Here is a 23,805-nt window from a genome sequence, read left to right on the forward strand (position 1 = left end):
AATATTAATAAAATGGCTAAAAAAACTAAAATTGGAAAAAAAGCTAGTGAAAAAACGAAGGAGGAATTTGCTGATGAAATTTCAAGCCTAACAATTTTAACTTCTAAAGAAGTTCAAAAATTATTTCCTAAAGAAACAGATAGAGAAGAGCTAGAGGAGTTTTTTAAAATAATTAACGAAGATATAGATGATAAATTAAAAAAAATAAAACTAGTTAAAAATATTGAAAAAGTAGGAGGGGCTATTCTTAAAATTGGGAAGAAATTAATAGCGACAGTCTAATTTCTTAATGTTTAATTAATCTTTCAAATTATAATATTATATGGATAATATAAAAAGTAAATACGTATTCTACATAGTAATTATTAGTTTGGTAATTGGTATTGCTATTGGGTGGTTTTTCCAAAAAAGTGGTGGTAAATCTGGAGAATTTACATTGACGGATGGTACAAGAAAAGTGGTTATTAAATTAGATCAAGAACAAATTAATGAAGAAGCTCTTTTTAAACAAATTTTCGCAAAGGAATGGACAAAGGATGCTTCTATTTCATGGCTCAAAAAAAAAGAAGGAATTTTTCATTATCTTGATGCTAGCTTAACTGATAGTATTAAAATAATAAATCCGGATATAAATGAGCACGAACAAATCTCAAAGAATTTTAGAGAAATAAGTAGAAAAAGGTTAGGACCTTGGAAATATCAAATTGATACAATTAGCATTGGTTATCCAAATCCGCCGCCTTCAGTTGGTAAAGCAAATGCTTGTGAAAATGGAGATTTTTATAGACAAACAGTTAAACTAATATCACTAAACGGTAAAAATGAAGTTATAGTTGAAGTAACTGGAAAATATCAATGCCCAGAAAATCTAAGTTACCCAGATATTCAAATCAGTAAAGAAGACAAGCAAAAATTATTTAATAACACTCCATTTAGTAAAACAGAAAAAGTATTTGCCCTGATTATCAATGATTAAAAATAGGTAAATACCTTACAAATGGTGAGGGAAATCCTGACTGACTTAATCATTAATTGAATTATATTTAAATGGGATTTTTCTAAAGATTCTTTAATAAAAAACAATAAAAATGGAAGACGATTTTAAACCTTTTAAAAGTATAGGACTTTGTTTTAGCGGTGGGGGTTATCGCGCTACATTTTTTGCGCTAGGTGTTGTTTCATATTTAAATAAAATCAACTATAAGGAAAGTTCATTACTGGAAAATGTTGAGGCAATAAGTACAGTGAGTGGAGGAACGCTTCTTGGAGTTGCCTACTCAAAAGCTGCTCAAGAACCTGATTTCAATTTCGAATCATTTTTTAAAGAATTCTATAATTTGTTTGAATCTAGTAATGATAAATTATTAGAAACTGCAATATCTAAATTGGAAGATGATGCAGTTTGGGAAAAGCATCCTTATAAAAAAAGGTCGCTAATTAATGCTTTTGCACTTACGTATGCCGAAATGGATATTTTTAAAGGCGATTTTAAACCTTTTGAAAAAACCACTTCCAAACATCTAAAACATGTTTGTTTTAATGCTACGGATTTTTCGTTTGGTTTGGCTTTTAGATTTCAAAATACGGGAATGTTTGGTAATAAACCATTAAATAATAGTCATCTTAATAAATTAAAATATAATGTACAATTAGGAGATGTTGTTGCATCTTCTTCATGTTTTCCTTTAGGGTTTGAACCTTTAATATTTCCTGACGATTATTTTGCAGCTCAAAACACACCAGATTATAAATCTCTAAAAAGCTTAGATCGTTATATTGATGGTATTGGAATAATGGATGGCGGAATTACTGATAACCAAGGTATTGGTAGTATGATGAAAATAAGCGAGCAAAATGGTAGAGACCGCAAATTAGATTTAATTATTGTTAACGATGTTGGTAGTTTTAAAATGGAACCTTGGCAGTCAGATAATGCCCCAATTAATAATGGTTCTAGCTTAAAACATAACATTTCAAAAATTCTTAGCTATTTCCAAGTAAAACCTTTGTATTGGATTATACTTTTAATTGGTATTGTTATTTTGGTTCTTAATTCTTTTAAATTAATTAATAATACTGCTTGGGTTTCGCTTTATATTTTAGGAAGTATAATTACAGGTATTGGGCTAACTTTAACCTCTTTGGGTTTTATTGCAGGGATAGGGAAAAGCATAGGAATTGGTTGGATTAAAAATATATTTAAAAAGAGTGTGCCTGAAGCATTGATAGATGATGTAGTTAGCTTTGACAAGTTAAATATAAATCTTGTGAAACGGATGTTACAAGATAGAATGACTTCTACACTTAAAATGGTAAATGATATATTTCTAAAACAAATACGACGTTTAAATTATGACTTATTGTACTCTAAATCCTCTTTAAACCATAAAATTATAACTTCTACAGTGTATGAGTTAAATGGTGAAAAAACTGCTTATACAAACGCATTTAATTATAATAAAGAAATTAAACCTGCACCAAGCACGCTTTTAAAAAGTATTGGACTTACTGCTTCTGAAACACCAACAACATTATGGTGGAACAAAACAGATATTGCTAAAAACAGAATGGATACACTTATTGCTTGTGGGCAATTTACTACTTGTTATAAATTACTAGATTATATTTTAGAATTGAAAAACGATTCTGAAACAAAAAAAATTGATACAGATGCTATAAATAAACTGGAAAAATTACTTTTAAAAGATTGGAAAACCTTTAATAAGGATCCGTTGTTTGTTTTAGAAGAGTTGAAACCTGAAAAAAATAAAATATGAGTACAATAACACTTCCAAAATTAATATTGAGAATATGGTCAAAAACAGGTAATAAGAACTCAATAGATAACTTGATTGATAACTCTAAAGAAATCATACCAATATTAGTTAATTCAAGTCGAAATCATATTCTATTAGAAGCTGGTGGTGAGAAATACTTTTTTACTAGTAATAAAAATAATATTCCTGAAGTTCATAATTATGTATTACAAACAAATCGAAAACCTACTTTAGAAGGACTAATTTCTAAGGAAATCAAAATAAAAAAGTGGTTAAAACACCCTAAAAATAAAGTAAAAAGTAATTCCCAAATAATTAATTCTTGGAAAAATAACTTTTTATTTAAAGAAGAAAATATCGAAAAGAAAGAAAATGGTTTAAGAATACCTCAAATATCTGCGTTGTATGCTGTATTAAGCCATTTAAAAGTTTCATATAAAAGTGGAATTGTAGTTATGCCAACTGGAACTGGAAAAACAGAAACAATGTTATCAGTATTAATTGCGAATAGATGTCCTAAATTAATAGTAACAGTTCCTTCTGATGCATTGAGAACGCAAATATTCGATAAATTTTTAAATTTAGGATTATTGAAAGAGTTTGGAATAATAGGAGATAAATCATTATATCCTAAAGTTGGTATTTTAAAACAGAAATTTGATAGTTTAGATGAATTAGAAGATTATTTTAACAACTGTAATGTTATTGTTACGACTATGAATATTGTGGCAAATAGTTCCATCAAACATCAGACTAAGATTTCTGAACTATGCTCACATCTTTTTATTGATGAAGCTCATCACGTTAAAGCTACTTCTTGGGATTTATTTAGAAAAAGATTTGATGAGGAAAAAGTGTTAATGTTTACTGCTACGCCATTTAGAAATGATCAAAAAAGATTAGATGGTAAAATAATTTTTAATTTTTCATTATCAAAAGCTCAAGAACAAGGATATTTTAAAAAAATAGACTTTTTACCAATTAGAGAATATGATTTTGATAAAGCAGATAAATTAATAGCAGAAAAAGCAGTTTTAAGACTTAGGGAAGATATTTCAAAAGGACATAATCACATTATGATGGCTCGTTGTGGAACTAAAAATAGGGCGGAGTTCGTTTATGAAATATATAAAGAACATAGTGATTTATATCCCGTAATTATTTATTCTGGAATTACTAATAAAAAGGAAATTTTAGAGAACATTTTATCCAAAAAACATAAAATCATAATAGCTGTTGATATGCTTGGTGAAGGGTTCGATCTTCCTGAATTAAAAATAGCAGCTTTTCACGATATAAGAAAAAGTCTACCGGTTACATTGCAATTAGCAGGTAGGTTTACAAGAACTAAATATGACGAGCAGCTCGGAAATGCAGCATTTGTTGTAAATATAGCAGATGTAAACGTTAAAAATGAACTTAGTGAACTTTATGCTCAAGATGCTGATTGGAATTTACTATTATCATCATTAAGTTCTGGAGAAATAGACGATGAAATTGCCTATGAAGAGTTTATTTCGGGTTTTAAAAAATTAAATGAAGCAACAATTGCTCTACAAAATATTAGAACTCCATTAAGTGCAGTAGTTTATAAAAACCACACAAAATCTTGGTTTCCAAATAATTTTAAACAAGGAATGCCAAATTTTGATGAAAATGATTATAGGTTCTATGATATTAATAAAGAAAAAAAAGTATTAGTAATTGTAACAGCACAAAAAAACAATGTTGAGTGGGGAAATTTTAAGGAAATTTATGAACTTAATTGGAGTGTTTCTATCATTTTTTGGGAATCTAAAAACAATCTACTATTTATATATAGTTCGGATAAAAGTATGAATAAAGATATAGCCGAAGCATTAATAGGAAAAGATGCTGAATTAATTAATGAAATAAACGTTTTTAGATCGTTCGCCGGTTTGAAAAGAGTATCTCTTCAAAATGTTGGATTGAAAGAATTCTTAGGAAAAAATATACGTTTTCGTATGAGCGTTGGAACTGATGTTGAACAAGCACTTAGTATTGCAGAAAAGGAACGTGGTCAAAAGGCATTTGTATTTGGTGTAGGATATGAAAATGGTGAGAAAGTTTCGCTTGGTTGTTCATACAAAGGAAGAATTTGGAGTAAGTTAAGAGGTGGTCTTAAGGAATATACAGAATGGTGTAAAGAAATTGGTGATAAATTAACGGATGAAAGTATCGATCCAAATCAAGTACTTAAAGAAACTTTAATGCCAAAAGAGATTTCAGTAAGACCAGTTGGAATATTTCCAGTTTGGATTGATTGGCACGAAGAAATGTATAATCATTCTGAAATGAAATATACATTCAAAATTAATGATGTAAATTATAATTTATCTAATTGTGAATTGAAGCTTTCAAATCCTTCTGATAATGGACCTCTATTATTTAAGATTGCTACAATTGATAAAAACATAGAATTTGTTCTTGAACTTAGTGAAAAAATTATTAATGAGAATACAATTTGTGACTATAAAATTAAAAAAACTTCTATTGAAAATGTGATAGTTGAGTATGGAAATAAAGTAGTAGGTATTGAAAATTTCCTATATGAGTACATTCCAACTATTTGGTTTGCTGATGGTTCTGCTCTAACGGGGAATTATTATGTTGAATTAAAACAAATGATTAAACCTTTCTCAGAAGATAAAATTATACCTTGGAATTGGTCTGGGGTAGATACTAGTAAAGAAGCGCAAGGTGTAGACCCTAAAATTCCTAACTCAGTTCAATTCAAAGTTATTAATGAGCTAATGAAAGATGATTTTGATATAATTTATGATGACGATTATTCTGGGGAGATAGCAGATGTTATTGCAATAAAACAATATCCTGATAAACTAAAAGTTAATTTCTATCATTTAAAATTCGCTAAAAAAGGAAAAGTAAATAATAGTATTGATAATTTTTATGAGGTTTGTGGACAAGCACAAAAATCGATACATTGGAAACATAGAAATGGTTCTGAATTTTTTGATCATTTATTAAGAAGAGAAACTAAAAGAAGAAAAGGAAAAGAATGTTCTCGAATTGAAAAGGGGACAAGATCAGATTTAATTAAACTTTTAGGTATTGCAAAAAAAAGAATAACAATGGAATTTGAAGTATTTATTGTTCAGCCTAGTCTTTCTAAAGCAAAAGCATCGACAAATATTTTAACTGTTCTAGGTGTAACTGAGAATTACCTTAAGGAATTGGCAGATATAAATCTCAAAGTAATAGCAAGTTCTTAAATTATTATTTCTAAAACGGACTCATAAAAATTACCAAATGTTCTAGATCATTAAAAGTTTATTAATCTTTTATAGCTGTTCACTTTGTACCTTTAATTTTAAATTAATTAGTATATTTTTACTAAGAAATTAAAGTATTCAATCAATGGGCAAAATCCTAATTATTTATTATAGTAAAGGCGGCAATACAAAAAAAATGGCTGAGTATGTTTTGGAGGGCGTGCAACAAATTCCGGGTCACGAAGTGCGGTTAAAGTCGGTTACAGATGCAACCAAAGAAGACTTAGTTTGGTGCGATGGAATTGCTACAGGTTCACCAACATATTTAGGAACCGTTGCAGCTGAAATGAAGCAGTTTTGGGAAGACAGCCAGGTTGTATGGCAAGAAATAGATGGAAAAATAGGTTGTGCTTTTAGCTCACAAGGAGGTTGGGGTGGAGGTGCCGAGCTTACCTGCCAGGCTTTAACAACTATTATGATGAATTACGGTTTTTTGGTTTTTGGAGTCACCGATTATGTTGCCCATCAGCACACTGCACATTATGGTGCAATTTTAGCAGGAGAACCAAGATTGGAAAAAGAAAAAGATGCGTGCCGTATTTTAGGAAAACGCTTAGCAGAATGGGTTGCCGTTTATATAGATGGTCGTAAAGAATTACATCCTTTAAACGGACATTATAAGCGCAATCCTTAAGATTAATTGCTACGAATTAATTTTATCCATAAAAATTTAGATTCAGCGTAAAAAAAAACACACTTAATTTATGGTAAAAAAAAGTGTGTTTTATAAAATAAGTTATATTAATTACCTAAGCACATTCCAATTCCACGTGCGGTTTTAACCAATGATGAATCTGGTTTTATAATATTATATTTACTAATTGCTTCTAAAAATGGAACCGCTACAATACTAGGGTGTTGATAAGCTACCATTTTACCAAATTCGCCTTCAAGTGCTAATTCCATTGCTTTAACACCAAATTGAGTTGCTAAAATACGGTCAAATGCAATTGGAACTCCTCCACGTTGTAAATGTCCAAGTACTGTTTCTCTCATATCTGCATCGCAACCGGCTGCTTTTAAATCTTTCAATAATTTATTTGCAACACCACCTAATTTTAAATTTGCTCTACCAACTTCATCGCTTTCTGTTGCTAAAACATCACCTTCTATTGGTTTTGCACCTTCTGCAATAACAATAATTACGTGTCCTTTTCCGTCTTTAAAACGTTTATTTATTACGCCTAAAACTTTATTTAAATCGTATGGAATTTCAGGAATTAAACAAACTTCTGCACCTCCGGCCAACGCTGAACTTAAAGCTATCCAGCCGGCATCTCGTCCCATTACTTCAAGAATAATTACACGGTTATGTGATGCTGCAGTAGTTACTAATCTATCAACTGCTTCCGTAGCAATTTGAACAGCAGTTTGGTATCCAAAAGTATAATCTGTTGCAGATAAATCGTTGTCAATTGTTTTAGGAACTCCTATTATATTTAGTCCTTTTTCAAACAGTGCTTGTGAAATACGTTGTGATCCATCACCACCAATACTTATCACAGCTTCAACGCCCATATGCTTTAACTTGCGTATCATTTCATCAGAACGATCAATAAATGACCAGGTTCCATCATTTTCTTTTACAGGCCAAGCCAAAGGTCCACCTTTATTTGTAGTTCCTAATATAGTACCACCTTGATAATGAATACCAGAAACACGTTTTTCAGTTAAGTCCATTATTTCTGTAGGTTCGCGTAAAACACCATCAAATGATTGGATACTTCCAATAACTTCCCAATCTTCAGTTTGTGCAGCGCGTTTCACAATTCCTCTAATAACTGCATTTAATCCCGGGCAATCGCCTCCTCCGGTTAATACTAATACTTTTTTCTTCATTACTACCTATGTATTTTTTTAATATTGTCTTGTCAGTTTAACTAATTTCTAATCTCCAAAGCTAATTCCTACGCCTTTTGCCGTATGAATTAAGTTATGAGATAAATTAACCTTATTGTATTTGTCAATAACCTCCGTTAAATTTATATGTGTTAATTCAGAATTTTTATGAATAGCCATCGTTCCAAATTTCTTTTCTTTCACTAATTCAAAAGCCTTAACACCAAGTTCTGTAGCTAAAATTCTATCAAATGCATTTGGAGTTCCTCCACGTTGCAAGTGACCTAAAATAGTTTCTCTAATATCCGCTTCAAAATTTATTTTTTTTAAAGCAGCGGTAATTTTACTCGCTATATTTCCAGAAACAATGGCTCCTTTTTCATCTTTAAAATAAGCTCCTTCTGCAACTACGATGTTTGCAAATCCACGACCATCCGCTGAATACCTGGATTTTAATTTTTCTATAACCTTATCCATACTAAATGGAATTTCAGGAATTAAGCAAACATCTGCACCACCAGCAACGGCAGCGTGTAAGGCTATCCAACCTGCATCACGTCCCATAACTTCTAAAATTAAGACTCTATTATGTGAACTTGCAGTGGTTACTAATTTATCTACAGCTTCAGTTGCTACTTGAGCAGCAGTTTGAAAACCGAAAGAATAATCTGTTGAAGCTAAATCGTTGTTAATCGTTTTTGGAATTCCAATAATATTTACACCTTTTTGAGCTAGTTTAAGGGAAATTTTATGAGATTCATTTCCTCCTATATGGATGATCGCATCAAAACCAAAAACTTTAAGGTTGTAGATCAGTTTGTCTGAAACATCTTCATTTAATATAGTGCCGTCCTCTTGTTTCACAGGATAACAAAAAGGATTCCGTTTATTGTTTGTTGTTAAAATGGTTCCTCCATAAATATGAATGCCCTCAACAACATCTTTAGTTAATGGCATTATTTCAAGTGGTTCGGCTAAAAAACCGTCAAAACCATTGATACTGCCTATAATTTCCCAGTCTAATTCTCGTGAAGCGCGTTTAACAATAGCCCGGATTACTGCATTCATTCCAGGACAATCACCGCCGCTATTTACAATTAATATTCTTTGTTTCATCTTATTTCCTTTATCTAAAGGATTATTTATTTAAGTAATAAATTGATTTTTAAACCAGAGTAATGGAATACTCCGTAAAAGACTGTAAATTTATAAAACTGTTAAGTAATTTTCAATGATTAAAATCATACTAGCTGAAGTTTATTTTTATTCGTTTCTCATGAATAAGAGTATGTTATTTTTATAAGGTTGCCTATTATTATTTACAACATTATTAGCCGAAATTTATGGCTTATATATTTATTATAGATATCCATTAATAATTAGTGCAACTTTTATTTGTAAAATGAAAAAGTAATTAGTAAAAGTTTAATGTATGCAATGAAAAAAGAGGAAGATACTCTTAAAAAAACAGGAGGAGAATCCTTTAATATTTTATTAGTTAAATTTTAAAAAATCTAGCATCCCAAAATTAGCTTCGTTAAAGCTAATTAATGGCACTTTACCATAGTTTTCCATTTTTTTAACCAAATCTTTATGAAAGAGGTTTTTAAAAATACCGCTCTTTTCTCTTTCCAGCATAATTACCAAATCAGCATTAACATCGCCTAAATAAACCCTTAGCCGCTCAAATACATCTTCAGCGAATAATATTTCAAATCCTAATTTTGGATAACTTACAGTTTTTTTCAGCTCTTTTTTAAACAATTCCATTTGTGCTTCTCCTGCGTAATCTTTTTTTGTAACAATATGTACTACTTCTATTTTAGCATCAAATACTCTTGCAACTTCAGTTAGTTTTTTAATCACTTCAATGTCTTCATCCAGTTCAAAATCAGTAGCATACACTATGGTTGTAATTTCACTATAATACGTATCTTCAGGAATTGCCAGCACCAAACAAGGCGCTTTATTAATAAGTTTTTTTGTGGTGCTACCCATTATAAGATCTTTTAAAGCACTTTTTCCTTTCATTCCAACAACAATCATAAAAGCTTTAATTTCATCGGCTTTGGAGACAAGAGCCTTCACAACCGAATTATTTTCTATAACCTCTATAGTTACCTTGTTTTTATCGAAATCTGTTCCTAAATGCTCCTTACAAAAAGCGTTTAATTGTAGTTGTTCTTGTTTAAATGTTTGCTTCTCAAGTTCTGGGTAAGAAACTGTAAATTCTCCACCTAAAACTGTAGGGTAATTAAACACGTGAGTTACTAAAATACTGGCATTTAATTTTTTACACATTGTATTTGCGTATTTTAATGCCGTAATTGCATTTTCTGAATAATCGATGGCACATAGTATTTTTTTCATAATACTGTATTTATTTGAAGTTGTTTGCCAAAGTTATAAATACATTACTATCAATTAAATGACGATGGTCATACCATTACTTGGTTTAAGTACTTTTAAATGACAAAAGTCATTTAAAAGTAAAATTTAATCTGATTTAAAAGATGAGTCTCTCACAATTAAATTGGTTTTTATTTCAATTGTTTTATTTGATATTTGAGTATCATTATTAATTTCTTCCAGCAAATATCTAAAAGCTATTTCACCAATTTTATTACCTGGCTGATCAATAGTAGTAAGTTTAGGTTCAATTATAATGGAACTAATATTGTTGCTAAATCCAACTACTGCGATTTCACTTGGTATTGAAATTTTATTTTTATTCAAAGTTTTTATAACTCCGATAGCTGCCGAATCGGTTATTGCGAATACAGCGTCAGGTCTATTTTTCATACTTATTAAAACCGTTCCCAAGCGTTTTCCTTGTTGCATTGATATATCTTCGGAACTCAATACGATACTTTCATCCAATTCAATATTATTGGTTTTTAATGCTCTTAAATAACCCAAATAACGCATTTCAGAATTAAAAGATTTTTCAGTTTCTTTTATAATTGCAATTCGCTTTTTACCCAATTGTATTAAATGTTGAACGGCTCTAAATGCAGCATCTTCTTCATCTATAACAACCTGAGTGCAAGGTACTTTTGTTGATACCTTGTCAAACAAAATGAGCGGTCGAATTGCCAGGGTGTTTAGTATTTCATCAAAATTTGTGGTGGTTCTTGCTAAGGATAATAATATGCCATCAACTCCAAATTGATTCATAGTTTGTAGCATTTCTGCTTGTTTATATTCATTATTTCGTGATTCTGAAACAATTACTTTGTAACCATTTAGTTCCGCTTCTTGCATAATTCCTTTAAGAAGTGTTGAAGTGAAATAATGTGAAATATCCGGAACTATTACACCTATTGTAGATGTTTTATGAGATCTAAAACCTTTTGCAAAAAGATTTGGTACATAATGCAATCGTTTTGCTGTTTCATTAACGCGTTGCTTAGTTTCATCACTTATGTCGGGATGATTACTTAAAGCTCTTGAAACAGTAGAAATTGAAACCCCGAGTTCTGTCGCTATTTTTTTTAGAGTTGTTATGTTTTTCTTTGACATAATACATTCATTTTATAAATGCTTCGTAAATTAACAATAAAATAAATTTAATTGCAAACGTTTGCGGGAACGTTTGCATAAGTTTTTAGCTATTTTTCCAACTATCTTATCTGGTTTATGTTTTAATTTCACTTTAAAGTTTAACTAAACACTAATTTAAAATCATTTACTATTATGAAAAATTTTTTAACCTTTTGTTTATGTTTGATTGGGACATATGCATTTTCACAAGCTACCATTTCGGGTAAGGTTGTAGATCAATTTAACAATCCTATACCTGGTGCTAATGTTATAGTTACAGGAACTGAGGTAGGTGCAACTACTGATTTCGATGGACATTTTGAAATATCAACTCAATTATCAGGTATTCAAGAAATAAAAGTATTGTTTATCGGCTATACTACACAAACCAAAGAAGTTAATTTCTCAGGAAACGTAACAGTAAACTTTACTTTAGCAGAAAGTGTTCAAAGTTTAGATGCTGTATTATTAACTGCATCAAGTACTTTTAGATCTCAAAAAGAAGCACCTTTATCTATAAGTTCAGTTAGACAAAAAGAAATAACAAAACTTTCAGCAAATAGTCAGGCGGATATTCTTAGAAGTATCCCTGGTATTACTGCAGAAGGTGGTGGTGGTGAAACTGCTACAAATGTTTTTGTAAGAGGATTGCCTTCAGGTGGACAATACGTATTTAATCCATTACAATATGATGGAATGCCATTAATGAGTACTTTTGGATTGAACTCTTCAGCGCATGATGTATATGCAAGACCTGATATTGGATTTAAAGGTGTAGAATTTGTAAGAGGTGGTGCTGCAGTTCTTTATGGAGCAGGATCTGTTGCAGGTATCATAAATTATACAAGTAAAACAGGAGATTCAAATGCTGAAAATATACTTAATGTAGAATGGGCAGATAAAGGGCGTTTAAAAACAGATTTTTATTCAGGAGGGAAACTAGGTGGAGATGATTCAAATACTTATTATGCTTTTACAGGATTTGTTAGAAAAGATGATGGACCTATTGAAACAGGACTTCCTACAAAAGGGGTTCAATTTAGAGCAAATATTAAAAAGAAATTTGAAAATGGTTCTTTTACCGTTCACGGACAATTTATAGATGATAAAGCGCAGTTCTTTTTACCACTTCCTTTAGACGGAGCTAATAGAACTAGACTTAATGGGAATGATGGGAAAAAAGTATCTCAATTATTGTCAGGAGAATTAGCTCATACATCCTTTTTAACTCCTGGAGGAGTTTACGAAAGTCCTATTGAAGATGGAGTTTATACGCAAGGTGGTTATGTAATGGGAGATTTTAATTATAATTTCTCTGATGATTTAACATTCAAATCAAAAGTAAAATATGCAAATTATAAACATAATTTTGCGCTATATATTGGTGGAAATGGAGCCAATAACAATCCTATGACTTTAAATCAATATGTAGCCAATGTTGCACCTGGTAATTTAGGTTACAATGCCTCTTATCAAGGAACAACAGGTTCTATTAATGGATCTGATTTAGTGTTGGACAATTTACATATTGATAGATTAAGACCAATGACAGATTATTCTGGAGAAGCATCGTTAACAAAAACTGTTGAATCAGAAAATGGCACCCATAATATTACTGGGGGAGTATATTTAGCTCGTACCGAGGCTGAAGATGTTAATTATCAATATAGAGTTTTATCTGAATTTAACAACAACCCACGTTTGGTAAACTTAAGCTATACAGATGCCGGAGGTAATGACGTAACTTTTTCTCAAGGAGGTTTGTATAATAGAATTGGAATGACTTCAAATAAATTTTTATCTCAAAATAAATCAGCTTTTTATTTAACAGATGAGATGGTTTTTGATAAATGGCGTTTTGATGTTGGGTTTAGAGTTGAAAATACTGAAGGTACTTTTAGCAATGGGAACATTGTAGAAAGTACAGTTTATGATGACGCTTCGTTAACACCTGAGTTGGCAAATGTTAATTTTGCAGATGGTAGCTTTACAAGAGCTAATGTGAGTGCAACAGATTGGGCAGTTTCTTTGGCTGGATTGTATAAATTAAATACAGATGTTAATTTATATGCAAACTTTTCTAAAGGATTTTTCTTTCCACAACTTAGAGGTTTCACACCTATTGCAACTGGTGTTACAGGAAGTAAATACGATTCAGAACAAATTATTCAATTTGAAGCAGGAGCAAAATTAGGTACTGAAAAATTATCTGGATCTTTTGCAGCTTACTATGTAGGTTTAAGCGATAGAATAAAAATTGACCAAGGTTTTGTGGGTGGTTCTTTAGTAGACTTAACAAGATCTGAACAAAGTACTTCAACTATAGGTGCTGAATTAACTTTTGATTGGAGTTTTGCAGAGTATTTAAGCTTAAGAGGAACAAGTACATATCAAGCACATGAAATTACTAAAAATGTGTCTACCGATTTAGTGAGTAATACTTCATCTACAACTAATGAAGGGAATGAGTTAGCAAGACAGCCTAATTTTTTAGGAAGTATAGGTATGTACTATGATAATAGTAAGATTGATGCATTGTTTTCATTTAATTATACAGGAAGTAAATTCGCAGCTGATAATAATACTGTAGAGCTAGATGCAATTACAATTGCCCGTTTAGGTGCTGGATATTTATTTGATATGGGAGAAAATGAAGAAACATTGCGATTAGGATTCTCAGTCTTCAATTTATTTGATGACGATGGAGTAACTGAAGGTGATCCACGAAATGTAAACCAATCAGGTACTGCTGAGTTCTTCTTTGGAAGACCAATTTTACCAAGAAGATTTTTCTTAACTGCTACTTTAAACTTTTAAATAAAATTAAAAAATAGAAGAACGCATTAAAGTTGAAAGGTTTTAATGCATTCTTTATAAAAATTACAAATATGGATAAAGATTTAATTAAGAAGGCTAAAGCTGTATTGGACGGTAATTTTCAAGAAAAAGGATACTCAATTCCTTGCAAAGGGTTGTATCCATTCCAATGGAAATGGGATTCGGGCTTTATCGCTATAGGTTTTGCACATTACGACATGGGCAAAGCTAAACTAGAAATTGAAACACTTTTAAATGCCCAATGGGGAAATGGTTTTATACCTCATATTATTTTTCATGTAGATACTGATACCTATTTCCCAGGTAAGGATTTTCACCAATCAGAATTGCATCCTTTATCAAATAAAAAGTATCCTTCAACAGGAATGACACAACCGCCAGTTTTAGGTTTTACTTTGGAGAAAATGTATTCAATAGCAAAAAATAAAACGGATATTTTAAACTTTATTGAGAAAAATATAGATAAAGTTTACAATAATCATAAGTACTTTTATGAAAACAGAGATCCTCAAAATGAAGGATTGGTTTATATTTATCATAACTGGGAATCTGGCACGGATAATTCGCCACTTTGGGATGATATTTGGGAAACTATGGATTCGCCAGAATATACTTTTACAAGAAGAGATACAGATTTGGTTGATCCTTCACAAAGACCTTCAAAAAGAGAATACGATCATTATTTGCACATTATAGAAATAGCGAAACAGCATAATTATTCAGACGAAAAAATAGCTGAGTTATCTCCGTTTTTAGTGCAAGATCCGTTGTTTAATTCAATGCTTATTAAATCTAATTACTCATTAATTTCATTGTATAGAATTTTAGGGAATAATGAAGATAAAATTGAACAACTTAAGCAATGGCAAAAGAAAAGTATTGCTTCTTTTAATAAAAAATTATTTGATGAAGAGTTAGGCGCTTATATTCACTACGATTTACGAAATGAAAAACCAATTCGGTTTGTTAGTTCATCTTCTTTTTCACCTTTATTTGCTGGAATACCAAGTAAGGAAAGAGCTCAGATAGTAGTGAATACAATGCTAGCTAAATTTGGAGATGATAACATGTATTTATGTGCTTCTTTTGACCCGACAAATGAAAGATTCAATCCAAAAAAATACTGGAGAGGCCCCGTTTGGATTAATTTAAATTGGATCTTGTATTTTGGATTAAAAGACTATGGGTTTAATGAAGTTGCTCAAAGAGTAAAAGAAGATAGTATTGAATTAATTGAAAAAGCTGGTTTTTACGAATATTTTGATGCGAGAAAAGCGATTTATAATTCGGAAAAAGGGGGTTATGGAGGAAATAACTTCTCTTGGAGTGCTGCCTTGCTTTTAGATTTAATAAATAATTAATTTTAACAAATAAAACTAATAATATGAATTGGCTAGATTATTTAATTGTTATTGTATATTCCGTAGGTTTTTTAGGATTGGGTTATTTTTTTAAGGAGAATAAAAATGCTAAAGATTATTTTTTAGGCGGACAGGATATGGGCTGGTTCCCATTAAGTCTTTCTACAATGGCAACCCAATTATCTGCTATTAGTTTTATTTCTGCACCAGCTTTCGTTGGGTTAGCCCAAAACGGAGGTATGAAATGGTTGACTTTTGAATTTGCGGTTCCTATAGCTATGATTGGGATTATGTTAATTATTATTCCTCCATTATATCGTGCTAATATTGTTAGTATTTATGAATATGTTGAAAAAAGATTTTCTACTTCTACACGTATAATTTTAAGTGTAGTTTTTCAAATAAGCAGATCTCTTGCAACTGGTGTAATGGTTTATACAATCGCTATGATTTTACAAGCAGTTTTAAATATTAGTTTTCATTGGACAATTTTAATAATAAGTGTTATTACCTTAATTTATTCCTATCAGGGCGGAATGAAAGCGGTAGTATGGGGAGATGCAATTCAAATGATTATATTATTTACAGGTTTAATTATTTGTTTGTTTTATGGTTGGAATTTATTAAGTAATAATTCTGAATTTACTGGTTTTGCACCTGAAAGATTAACGGTTATTGAATTCTCTAATTATGGATTTGATGGAGGTGAATTTGGATTTTGGCCTATGGTTTTAGGTGGATTGTTTTTATACCTTTCATATTATGGAACAGATCAAACTCAAGCTCAAAGATTAATGTCAGCTAAAAATGAAGGCACTATAAAAAAATTATTACTTGCTAATGGGTTATTACGTTTCCCTATTGTATTAGTGTATTCAATTATGGGTTTAATAATTGGAGCATTGGTAACTTTAACTCCTGATTTTTTAGTTGAAATAACAGAAATGACTAAAATACATTATCCTGAGCAATTTGCGCTAGATGGAATAAAGCCCGATTTAATGATTCCCGTTTTTATTACAAAATATTTACCACATGGTTTAATTGGAATTCTTATCGTTGGTATTTTATCAGCTGCAATGTCTTCATTAAGTTCAACCATTAATTCTTTAGGAGCGGTAAGTATTGAAGACATATTTAACAGAGGTGCTAAAAAATTAAGCATTGCCAATTATATGAAATATTCAAAAATAGCTGTTATATTTTGGGGTGTCGTTTGTATTGCTGCAGCTTATTTATTTGGTGGAAGTAAAGGAACTGTAATAGAATTGATTAATATCATTTCATCTCAATTTTATGGACCAATATTAGCAACTTTTGTGCTTGCTATTTTGGTTAAAAGAATCAATCACATAGGAATGAATGTTGGTATAATTGGAGGTGTAGTTATCAATATTCTAATCAAAATAAATTTTGAAGATATTTTTTGGATTTGGTTTAACCTAACTGGTTTTGTAATTACAACAGTACTGGCTTTAGTATTTAGTGAATTGCACAAATCAAAAACGAAAGAAAGATATATTATTGATTTTTCTATTAAACGAGAAGATATTTTATCAAAGGAAGTACTTATTCTTTCTGTTTTCTTTGTTGCGATTATAGTATTTAGCTTGTATTTACCGTCAATACTTCAAACATTTTAAAAAAATAAGTTTTAACTTAATAAAACATTAATTTATGAGAGTTTTAATTGCACCAGATAAATTTAAAGGGTCACTTTCGGCACAACAAGTTTGTGATGCTGTTGAAAAAGGAATTAAGAGATTCGATTCATCTATTGAAATAATTAAACATCCATTGGCAGATGGAGGAGAAGGAACGTTAGAAATTTTACAAAACTATTTCAACTTAAAGCCAGTTTCTGTTGAAGTTCAAAACCCAATATTTGAAAAAGTAACTGCTCAATATATGATTTCTGGTAAAAATGCATTTATAGAAATGTCTAATGCCAGTGGACTTCAACTATTAAAAAAAGCGGCTCAAAATTGTTATAATACTTCTACAATTGGTACGGGTCAATTAATTTTAGATGCTATTGGAAAGGGAGCAAAAAACATTACCTTATTTATTGGAGGAAGTGCAACTAATGATGCTGGAATTGGAATGGCTTCAGCTTTAGGTTATAGCTTCTACAATTTTAAAAATGAATTAATTAACCCTATAGGAAAAGAGTTAATTAATCTTTCAAAGATTGATGCTGAAAATGTTAAAATTAATTTTTCTAAAATAAAATTTACAGTTGTTTGCGATGTAAAAAATCCTTTATACGGTAAACAAGGAGCTGCACATATTTATGGGAAGCAAAAAGGTGCATCAACAGAGGAAATAAAATCCCTTGATTTGGGATTGATGAATTTTAGCAAACAGGTTAAAGAGCACTTGAAAAAGGATATTAGTACGCTGGAAGGTGGAGGAGCAGCTGGTGGTTTAGGTGCAGGTGCTGTTTGTTTTTTAAATGCTGAAATTAAATCGGGAATTAATTTTGTTATAGAACAAACAAAATTTAAGGATCATTTAAATGATAAAATTGATCTTATTATTACAGGAGAAGGAAGTGTTGATAAACAAACTTTAGAAGGGAAAGTAGTTAAAGGAGTTAATGAAATTGCAACTAAATACAAAATCCCATTTTATATTGTTGCGGGAGTTGTAAAAGACAAAAAACTTATTAAAGAAAACCTAAACCCTGTAGGAATAAGTTCTATAATGGAACTTAATGTTTCATTTGAAGATGCTGTAAAAAATGCAGCTTTGCTTCTTAATAGCATTGCTTTTAAAATTGTAAGCGATTTATAGATTTCAAAGTTAGCCCATTGGTTTTTAATCAGAATTTCCTCATACCTTGCTATCGGCAGATAGGTTTGAAACTGTATTAACAAGATTATAGAATAAACACTTTTTTTATGAACTCACAAGAGGAGCGAAGTATCCTATTCTAAGACCTAAGAGAATTTAATAATGTTTTGTTTTGATATTTACCGATTTTTTTAAAGTCATTTAATTACATATGCACAATCGATTGCGTAAATTTGATTGATAATAATTAATAAAGATGAGAACTATAAAAAAAGGATTTAGAGCATTAATTTTTGTATCAATTACGTTGTTTCTAATTTCGTGTGGACACGACTTAAATGATGTAATTGTTGTTGGCGGTCCAACTTCAAAAGTAACAACTGAGCTCAACGTTAATTCATTTACCAAATATCAACTGATTAGAGGGTTTGGAGGCATAAATCATCCTGTTTGGAGACCTGACATGAATAATAATGCGCGTGAGAAAGTATTTGGAACCAATGCTGGACAACTTGGGTTTAGTATTCTAAGAGTACATGTTGATCCAGATGTTAACAGATGGAATGCAGAACTACCAACAGCACAATATGCCATTTCAAAAGGTGCAATTATTTTTGCCAGTCCTTGGGATGCAACACCTGCTTTACTTGATCCAAACAATACTGCAAAAGATAGAATTTTACCAGAAAATTACGGAGCTTATGTAAATCACCTCAATGAATTTAATAACTATATGGAGAATAATGGAGCTCCTTTATATGCCATTTCTGTTCAAAATGAACCAGATATTGGTGAATGGACACAGTGGACTCCAGATGAAATGCTGAAGTTCATGAAAGAGAATGCTCAGGATATTGAAAACAAGGTAATAGCACCAGAATCGTTTCAATTCAGAAAAAATTATTCAGATCCCATTCTAAATGATCCAGTAGCCGTTGATAATATTGATATTGTTGGAGGTCATATTTATGGTGGTGGTTTATCAAATTATCCGCTTGCTTTACAAAAGGATAAAGAAGTTTGGATGACTGAATATTTAATGAATTTAGATGCTACTTCTTCGTGGTCTCAATTGGAAGAGAAAGTAATATGGGATGAGTCTATGGAAATGTTATCCACTGTTCACCAGGCAATGATGAATAATTGGAATGCCTATCTTTGGTGGTATATACAACGCTATTATTCGTTTATTGGGGATGGCGAACAAGGAACAGTTAAAGATGAAATTTTAAAAAGAGGTTATGCATTTTCACATTTTTCCAGATTTGTAAGACCAGGATATATGAGAGTAAGTATCGAACTGAAAAATAGTAAAGGACTGGTTGCAACGGCATATACCGGAGCTAATAAAACGGTAATTGTAATAATTAATCCTAACGCTACTGAAGTAAAAGGAATTGGTGCAATGGTTGTAAATGAAGTGCCGGAAACAGCTAATTTGTATCTAACATCTTTATCTAAAAATGTTGAGGAAACCGTTCTTAAAAAGCTGGATGAAAATTTATTATTTGAGATGCCAGCTAAAAGTGTAGCTACATTAGTGATTCAAAATTAGTGAATCATAAAATTAACCTTATTTATATGAGCCCGTATTAAGCAGAATGGAGATAACATAGGAGGTAAGCATAATGCCCGCCTTTCAGCAGGCAGTTATGGATTAACACTTAGGAGATGAAATTTTTAGCACCCCATCTTTACAAGTAATAGCAAATGGTATGTCTTCTAAAGTACAACGAGGTTCAATTGTAAATTGAATTCTTCCAAATACTTCAAAATTATCTGTTGACTTTACCTTTAAAGCTTGTTTGTAGGTTGTATTTTCACGTACCCAATTTACGGTGCCGTTTATAAAAGGATGCATATCAACTTCTTCAACAGAAAGTGGGTTTTCTATAATAGTACCGTCAAAATCTGAGTCTTTGTAGCTCCCCAAATCCATATAGAATTTTCCTTTAAACGCTCTTTTAGCATTGGGTGAAACAAAATAACTGTTATTGTTTAACTCCATTGAAATTACTAAATAATGAGTGTTGTTCTCTGATGTTTCAATATTAAACATGATATTATAGGGTTCATCTATTAGTTTTGGAGCATCAACCATTATCGCATTTTCAAGATTAAAGGCTTCAGCTATTTGATTTGATTGTTGGCTGTAAGAAGTTAAACTAATACTTACGATTATTAAAAAAAGTGTTTTAAATGTGTTCATTTTTTTGAGTTTTTAATGATTATTAATTAGTAGTACTTGAGTATTACTTAAGAATTATTCTGATTGTAAAACTAGATAGACATTGGAATAAATATGTCAAAAAAATGTAAAAGAAGTGTCAACTATTGTAAAAAGTCCTAAAATTGTATGTTATTTACAGTAATTATGAGCAGAAAAACCATTTACGCTTTATTCGTTTTAGCTGTCATTGTTCTTTTTACTTGGATGTTTTTAAATTCAAGAGATAACAATGAACACTTTTCAGAAAAAGTAAAACTTTCTTTACGAGACGTTGGAAACCAATTATTGCTCTCAAATAAAGACTCATCATCTTTGGTATTACCAGTTGTTGCGTTAGAAAATTCAAAGTATCAATTATCTTTTCAAAATCAACTTGCTTTTGAACCAACTAATTTGGTTTCTATTGTAAAAAACAGCTTTCATAAATCTTCACTACCAAAGTATTATCGTGTTGAAGTTATTCAATGTTCAGATTACGAAGTTACTTATAGTTATGAGATAAAGAATGAAACCGAAAATGATATAATTCCTTGTATCGGTAGGTTTTTACCGAAAAACTGTTATTTAATAGAAGTCCGATTTATTGAAAATAAGGCTTCTGTTTTTAGTGAACAAAAGCTTTTATTTATTCTGATTGCTATTTTTTATATCTTACTATTTGTCTTTTTATATTTCAAAAGAAAAAAAGGTGTAAAATTAGAAAAAGACAACTCAACATATACTTCTATTGGTAGTTTTCAATTTTATCCTGAACAAAATAAATTGGTGAAAAAAGCCCGAGAAATCAGCCTTTCAAAAAAAGAGTGTGAGTTATTAGAAATTTTTGTTTCCAATCCAAACCAAATTATCAAACGAGATGAATTAACAAAAAGAGTTTGGGAAGACAATGGTGTTTTTGTTGGAAGAAGCTTAGACACGTATATTTCTAAACTGCGAAAGAAATTAAAAGAAGACACTACTATTAAATTAACAAACATTCATGGTGTTGGCTATAAGTTAGAGATTGATACAGGAGGTTAGAAAGAAAATAAAATCAATCAATTATTAGGCTTAACTTCTAGTTTTTAGATAGTAACCTATCCGATATACATATAATTAATTGAAAATAAGTCAATTAATATTTTGTGTATTAAAAAAATGGCACCATCTTTGCATATTAATAATTATTATAAATTAAAATACATTAAAATGAGTAAAGGAACAGTAAAATTTTTCAATGAGACAAAAGGATTTGGATTTATCACTGAAGAAGGAGTTGAAAAAGACCACTTTGTACACATTTCTGGATTAATCGACGAAATTCGTGAAGGCGATGAGGTTGAATTTGATCTTAAAGAAGGTAACAAAGGATTAAACGCAGTAAACGTAAAAGTTATTTAAATATATACTTCAAGTTTTACAAAAGCCCATCAAAATTAATTGATGGGCTTTTTTTTTGTTCATATACCGCACCATAATACGGCAACATTAGTATCCTTCATCTATACTATAATTCAAGTAAAAGAAATGTTGTTCTATTTTGTAATGCCCTTCTTTACGGAACATCTTGACTTTTGTCATATTTTAGGGATTATAAACATGTTACTTTTGTTACATAAATAGAGGAACTTCTAAAGTTTCACCAATCATAGTTTAAATCACAAAATGAAAAAAGAAGCTGAAAATTCGTACAAAAAACAACGAAAAAAATCTAGTGAATTTAATAATAGAGAAGAATATTTAGAACATGAATTATCGATTATGAAATTTCGTCGCTGGCGAATTCACCTTCCCTTTAGAGACTTTCATATTGAATTTGAAGATTTGGTACCAGCCTTAGCAGCTACTATAGGTAAAGTGGTAATGGTAACGGCAATGGTTGCTGCATTTGCAGTTCAATTTGGGTTATCTCCTGAATTTATTGCAGAGAATGTACGCTACGAGTTATTAATTGCTGGTGGAATTTTTGTAATAATTTTTTCAGCCATTTTAAACCCTAATGCAAATTTAGCAGGTACGCATGGGCCTATGATTCCTCTTATTCCTATTATTGCATTGGCAGGTGGACATCCACTTGCTTTAGGTATATTAATTGGTGTATTTGGAATTTTACTAAGTGTTACCAAAGGAGGCTCAAAACTCATGACATTAACAAGTGTTGGTGTTAGAGGTGGCTTATTAATATATTTAGGAGCTGTCGGACTTATTAGTCAAATTGGAAAGCTTGAAATATGGTCTAAAGGCACAAATATTATAGCACTTTCTTTTATAATTATTGGTGTTACCATTTTTATTTACGCCTATTTAGCACGAATAAACAAACGTTGGTTAGCAATTCCATTATGCTCATTAATAGCTGGTATAATTGCTTTTGCAATGGGGGCTGATTTCACTTTTACAACTGAACCAGGGTTACCTCATTTTAGTCCGCAATACTGGTGGGGAGAAGATACAGGGTGGCAACTTGGATGGCCTAATTTTGGACACTTTATTGCAGTGATTCCTTTTGCGATTTTAGCTGTAGCTATGTGGTCTCCCGATTATTTAGGGCATCGTGTTTTTCAGGAAATTAACTATCCTAAAAAAGCTAAAAATGTTTTAATGGATGTTGATGATACTATGACAGTAGCTTCAGTAAGACAAATTGTTGGATCAGTTCTTGGAGGTGGAAATATAGCATCGTCTTGGGGAACATATATGATTCCGGCTGCTATTGCAAAACGTCCAATTCCTGGAGGTGCAGTATTAACAGCAATCTTTTGTGTATTAGCTTCAGTTTTTGGATACCCAATGGATTTAGCAATGTGGGAACCTGTTTTAAGGATAGCATTAATTGTAGGTGTATTTTTACCCTTGCTTGAAGCTGGAATGCAGATGGTAAAAACTCAAAAGAATTCATTAAGTGCTGGTACTTGTATTTTTGGCTGTGCGTTTGTAAACCCAGTATTTGGTTGGGCTTTAGCAATGCTTTTAGATAATCTTGGATTGATTGGTGATCGTGAACGGGCAAAAAATTTATCTCTTAAAGAAAAATTAATTATTCCTGGGGTAATGTTTTTAGTATGTATCATTTCATTGGCTTTAGTTGGTCTTTTACCAGGTATTCCTGGCATTTTCTAAGTTGAAAA

18 protein-coding genes are annotated in these 23,805 nt (G+C 30.9%); 13 read left to right on the plus strand and 5 right to left on the minus strand.

Annotated elements, in window-relative coordinates; all coding sequences use genetic code 11:
- The first annotated feature begins 12 nt into the window (after nucleotides 1–12).
- The 5 genes from CHB63_RS03415 (at nucleotide 13) to CHB63_RS03435 (ending at nucleotide 6,725) form a co-directional block, all read left to right on the plus strand.
- The gene (locus CHB63_RS03415) at nucleotides 13–282 is read left to right on the plus strand and encodes a hypothetical protein (protein WP_089377013.1); all 270 of its coding nucleotides are present in this window, start codon (nucleotides 13–15) and stop codon (nucleotides 280–282) included.
- 40 nt (nucleotides 283–322) lie between these two features.
- On the plus strand, nucleotides 323–976 hold the full coding sequence (locus CHB63_RS03420; protein ID WP_089377014.1) for a hypothetical protein: 654 nt from the start codon (nucleotides 323–325) through the stop codon (nucleotides 974–976).
- Between the two features lie 112 nt (nucleotides 977–1,088).
- Nucleotides 1,089–2,777: a patatin-like phospholipase family protein gene (locus CHB63_RS03425; RefSeq protein WP_089377015.1), complete on the plus strand. Its 1,689-nt coding sequence runs from the start codon at nucleotides 1,089–1,091 to the stop codon at nucleotides 2,775–2,777.
- Nucleotides 2,774–6,031 carry a DEAD/DEAH box helicase gene (locus tag CHB63_RS03430; RefSeq protein ID WP_089377016.1) on the plus strand — a complete coding sequence of 1,086 codons (3,258 nt, stop codon included), beginning with the start codon at nucleotides 2,774–2,776 and terminating at the stop codon, nucleotides 6,029–6,031. The genes CHB63_RS03425 and CHB63_RS03430 overlap by 4 nt, the downstream gene beginning before the upstream one ends.
- A 145-nt stretch (nucleotides 6,032–6,176) precedes the next feature.
- Complete coding sequence (locus CHB63_RS03435) at nucleotides 6,177–6,725, plus strand: flavodoxin family protein (RefSeq protein ID WP_089377017.1); 549 nt, start codon at nucleotides 6,177–6,179, stop codon at nucleotides 6,723–6,725.
- Between the two features lie 107 nt (nucleotides 6,726–6,832).
- Here the strand turns inward: CHB63_RS03435 and CHB63_RS03440 are convergent, their stop codons facing one another.
- From CHB63_RS03440 to CHB63_RS03455, 4 genes are all read right to left on the minus strand, one after another.
- Entirely contained in the window at nucleotides 6,833–7,930 is a 1,098-nt protein-coding gene (locus tag CHB63_RS03440) for a 6-phosphofructokinase (protein WP_089377018.1), read from the minus strand.
- 48 nt (nucleotides 7,931–7,978) lie between these two features.
- Nucleotides 7,979–9,046 (minus strand): 6-phosphofructokinase, encoded by a 1,068-nt coding sequence (locus CHB63_RS03445; protein ID WP_089377019.1) that lies wholly within the window; start codon nucleotides 9,044–9,046, stop codon nucleotides 7,979–7,981.
- Nucleotides 9,047–9,424: 378 nt separating this feature from the next.
- Nucleotides 9,425–10,300 carry a universal stress protein gene (locus tag CHB63_RS03450; RefSeq protein ID WP_089377020.1) on the minus strand — a complete coding sequence of 292 codons (876 nt, stop codon included), beginning with the start codon at nucleotides 10,298–10,300 and terminating at the stop codon, nucleotides 9,425–9,427.
- Nucleotides 10,301–10,426: 126 nt separating this feature from the next.
- The gene (locus tag CHB63_RS03455) at nucleotides 10,427–11,452 is read right to left on the minus strand and encodes a LacI family DNA-binding transcriptional regulator (protein WP_089377021.1); all 1,026 of its coding nucleotides are present in this window, start codon (nucleotides 11,450–11,452) and stop codon (nucleotides 10,427–10,429) included.
- 174 nt (nucleotides 11,453–11,626) lie between these two features.
- On the opposite strand from CHB63_RS03455, the gene CHB63_RS03460 reads away from it, so the two are divergent.
- The 5 genes from CHB63_RS03460 to CHB63_RS03480 all read left to right on the plus strand — a co-directional run bounded on the left by CHB63_RS03460 (nucleotide 11,627) and on the right by CHB63_RS03480 (nucleotide 20,023).
- Nucleotides 11,627–14,290, plus strand: a complete 2,664-nt coding sequence (locus CHB63_RS03460) for a TonB-dependent receptor domain-containing protein (protein ID WP_089377022.1) — start codon at nucleotides 11,627–11,629, stop codon at nucleotides 14,288–14,290.
- A gap of 71 nt (nucleotides 14,291–14,361) precedes the next feature.
- Nucleotides 14,362–15,672: an MGH1-like glycoside hydrolase domain-containing protein gene (locus CHB63_RS03465; protein ID WP_089377570.1), complete on the plus strand. Its 1,311-nt coding sequence runs from the start codon at nucleotides 14,362–14,364 to the stop codon at nucleotides 15,670–15,672.
- A gap of 23 nt (nucleotides 15,673–15,695) precedes the next feature.
- Complete coding sequence (locus CHB63_RS03470) at nucleotides 15,696–17,315, plus strand: sodium:solute symporter family transporter (RefSeq protein ID WP_089377023.1); 1,620 nt, start codon at nucleotides 15,696–15,698, stop codon at nucleotides 17,313–17,315.
- Between the two features lie 34 nt (nucleotides 17,316–17,349).
- Nucleotides 17,350–18,468, plus strand: coding sequence for a glycerate kinase (locus CHB63_RS03475; protein WP_089377024.1), 1,119 nt, complete (start codon nucleotides 17,350–17,352; stop codon nucleotides 18,466–18,468).
- 256 nt (nucleotides 18,469–18,724) lie between these two features.
- On the plus strand, nucleotides 18,725–20,023 hold the full coding sequence (locus CHB63_RS03480; RefSeq protein ID WP_089377025.1) for a glycoside hydrolase: 1,299 nt from the start codon (nucleotides 18,725–18,727) through the stop codon (nucleotides 20,021–20,023).
- Between the two features lie 102 nt (nucleotides 20,024–20,125).
- Here CHB63_RS03480 and CHB63_RS03485 read toward each other — a convergent pair whose 3' ends face one another.
- Nucleotides 20,126–20,677 carry a hypothetical protein gene (locus CHB63_RS03485; protein WP_089377026.1) on the minus strand — a complete coding sequence of 184 codons (552 nt, stop codon included), beginning with the start codon at nucleotides 20,675–20,677 and terminating at the stop codon, nucleotides 20,126–20,128.
- 147 nt (nucleotides 20,678–20,824) lie between these two features.
- Between CHB63_RS03485 and CHB63_RS03490 the strand changes: the two genes are divergently transcribed.
- The 3 genes from CHB63_RS03490 to CHB63_RS03500 all read left to right on the plus strand — a co-directional run bounded on the left by CHB63_RS03490 (nucleotide 20,825) and on the right by CHB63_RS03500 (nucleotide 23,797).
- Nucleotides 20,825–21,718 carry a winged helix-turn-helix domain-containing protein gene (locus CHB63_RS03490; protein WP_089377027.1) on the plus strand — a complete coding sequence of 298 codons (894 nt, stop codon included), beginning with the start codon at nucleotides 20,825–20,827 and terminating at the stop codon, nucleotides 21,716–21,718.
- Nucleotides 21,719–21,886: 168 nt separating this feature from the next.
- Nucleotides 21,887–22,078, plus strand: coding sequence for a cold-shock protein (locus CHB63_RS03495; RefSeq protein ID WP_089377571.1), 192 nt, complete (start codon nucleotides 21,887–21,889; stop codon nucleotides 22,076–22,078).
- Between the two features lie 264 nt (nucleotides 22,079–22,342).
- Entirely contained in the window at nucleotides 22,343–23,797 is a 1,455-nt protein-coding gene (locus tag CHB63_RS03500) for a DUF3360 family protein (protein WP_089377028.1), read from the plus strand.
- Nucleotides 23,798–23,805 lie beyond the last annotated feature (8 nt).

Origin of the sequence: Lutibacter flavus (genome assembly GCF_900188355.1) — a bacterium.
Lineage (GTDB): Bacteria > Bacteroidota > Bacteroidia > Flavobacteriales > Flavobacteriaceae > Lutibacter > Lutibacter flavus.

Coding starts and splice junctions, on each gene's coding strand:
- CHB63_RS03415 (WP_089377013.1), top strand. CDS start 13: ATGGCTAAAAAAACTAAAATTGGAAAAAAAGCTAGTGAAAAAACGAAG.
- CHB63_RS03420 (WP_089377014.1), top strand. CDS start 323: ATGGATAATATAAAAAGTAAATACGTATTCTACATAGTAATTATTAGT.
- CHB63_RS03425 (WP_089377015.1), top strand. CDS start 1,089: ATGGAAGACGATTTTAAACCTTTTAAAAGTATAGGACTTTGTTTTAGC.
- CHB63_RS03430 (WP_089377016.1), top strand. CDS start 2,774: ATGAGTACAATAACACTTCCAAAATTAATATTGAGAATATGGTCAAAA.
- CHB63_RS03435 (WP_089377017.1), top strand. CDS start 6,177: ATGGGCAAAATCCTAATTATTTATTATAGTAAAGGCGGCAATACAAAA.
- CHB63_RS03440 (WP_089377018.1), bottom strand. CDS start 7,930: ATGAAGAAAAAAGTATTAGTATTAACCGGAGGAGGCGATTGCCCGGGA.
- CHB63_RS03445 (WP_089377019.1), bottom strand. CDS start 9,046: ATGAAACAAAGAATATTAATTGTAAATAGCGGCGGTGATTGTCCTGGA.
- CHB63_RS03450 (WP_089377020.1), bottom strand. CDS start 10,300: ATGAAAAAAATACTATGTGCCATCGATTATTCAGAAAATGCAATTACG.
- CHB63_RS03455 (WP_089377021.1), bottom strand. CDS start 11,452: ATGTCAAAGAAAAACATAACAACTCTAAAAAAAATAGCGACAGAACTC.
- CHB63_RS03460 (WP_089377022.1), top strand. CDS start 11,627: ATGAAAAATTTTTTAACCTTTTGTTTATGTTTGATTGGGACATATGCA.
- CHB63_RS03465 (WP_089377570.1), top strand. CDS start 14,362: ATGGATAAAGATTTAATTAAGAAGGCTAAAGCTGTATTGGACGGTAAT.
- CHB63_RS03470 (WP_089377023.1), top strand. CDS start 15,696: ATGAATTGGCTAGATTATTTAATTGTTATTGTATATTCCGTAGGTTTT.
- CHB63_RS03475 (WP_089377024.1), top strand. CDS start 17,350: ATGAGAGTTTTAATTGCACCAGATAAATTTAAAGGGTCACTTTCGGCA.
- CHB63_RS03480 (WP_089377025.1), top strand. CDS start 18,725: ATGAGAACTATAAAAAAAGGATTTAGAGCATTAATTTTTGTATCAATT.
- CHB63_RS03485 (WP_089377026.1), bottom strand. CDS start 20,677: ATGAACACATTTAAAACACTTTTTTTAATAATCGTAAGTATTAGTTTA.
- CHB63_RS03490 (WP_089377027.1), top strand. CDS start 20,825: ATGTTATTTACAGTAATTATGAGCAGAAAAACCATTTACGCTTTATTC.
- CHB63_RS03495 (WP_089377571.1), top strand. CDS start 21,887: ATGAGTAAAGGAACAGTAAAATTTTTCAATGAGACAAAAGGATTTGGA.
- CHB63_RS03500 (WP_089377028.1), top strand. CDS start 22,343: ATGAAAAAAGAAGCTGAAAATTCGTACAAAAAACAACGAAAAAAATCT.